This window comes from Sphingomonas flavida, assembly GCF_036663655.1.
Lineage (GTDB): Bacteria > Pseudomonadota > Alphaproteobacteria > Sphingomonadales > Sphingomonadaceae > Sphingomonas.
The window spans coordinates 1-1139 of record NZ_JAXOJH010000056.1 but is presented as its reverse complement, the minus strand read 5'-3'; the positions used below and the strand labels follow the sequence as shown (position 1 = coordinate 1139).

Here is a 1139-nt window from a genome sequence, read left to right as displayed (position 1 = left end):
GCGTGCAGCAGGCGCTTGAAGATGCCGTCTACGAGGTCACCGGCGAGCGCACCCTCACCGACGACCAGGTCCGGGAGGTCGCGCGGGTCGACCTCGGCGACCCGCTGGCCCGGGTCGACCTCGAGGCGGTCCGCCGGCGCGTCGAGTCGCTTCCGGTCGTGAAGTCGGCGGAGGTGTCGCGGCAGTGGCCGCACGACGTGCTGATCGAGGTCGAGGAGCGCACCGCCGTGGCCGTGGTGGAGATCGCCGGCTCCCTGCGTGGCCTCGACGCCGAGGGGATCGTGTTCGGGACCTACCGCGAGGCCCCCGAGGGGCTGCCGCGGGTGCGCACGAAGGCCACGACGAGCGGTGACGCGCTGCGTGAGGCGGCCCTGGTCGTCGCCGCGCTGCCCGGCGATCTCGCCTCCAGGGTCGACCACATCGCGGTGGAGACCGTCGACCAGATCTCGCTGGAGCTCAAGGACGGTCGCGTGGTCCGGTGGGGGAGCTCGACCCAGTCCGAGGAGAAGGCCGTGGTGCTCGAGGCCCTGCTGCTGCAGAAGGCCCGGATCTACGACGTCAGCGTGCCGGGCAACCCGACGACGACGCCCTGAGGGCACCAGTCGCGGCACCCCCGTGGAGTGAGTGGCCGAGCAGGTGCCGAGCAAGTAGGACCCGGGTGCGGCGTGTCGCCGACCGGAGGCCGATCGCCGTGCCTACTGTCATCACCACGACGAGGTTGACATAACTATAACCCTCAGCCTGAGGGTCAGGGTTTTCGATCCGCCGACTTCCCCAAGCCGGACCCGTCCCAACCCAAGAGCACCGTCAAGAGCACGTACTTCCGAGAGGTGAAGCCGCCGTGGCAGCTGCACAGAACTACCTGGCCATCATCAAGGTCGTGGGCATCGGTGGGGGCGGTGTCAACGCCGTCAACCGGATGATCGAGGTCGGCCTGAAGGGCGTCGAGTTCATCGCGATCAACACCGACGCCCAGGCGCTGCTGATGAGCGATGCCGACGTCAAGCTCGACATCGGCCGCGAGCTCACTCGCGGTCTCGGTGCCGGCGCCAACCCCGACGTGGGGGCGCGCGCCGCCGAGGACCACGCCGACGAGATCGAAGAGGTCATGAAGGGCGCCGACATGGTCTTCGTGACCG

At 69.4% G+C, this 1139-nt stretch carries 1 protein-coding gene and 1 pseudogene; both read left to right on the top strand.

Features of this window, described 5'->3' with window-relative positions; translation table 11 throughout:
* Positions 1–593: cell division protein FtsQ/DivIB (locus U1703_RS19085; RefSeq protein ID WP_332786977.1), on the top strand; the 593-nt coding region annotated here is incomplete at its 5' end.
* 248 nt (positions 594–841) lie between these two features.
* Positions 842–1139, top strand: a pseudogene (locus U1703_RS19080) (cell division protein FtsZ); the annotation flags it as partial.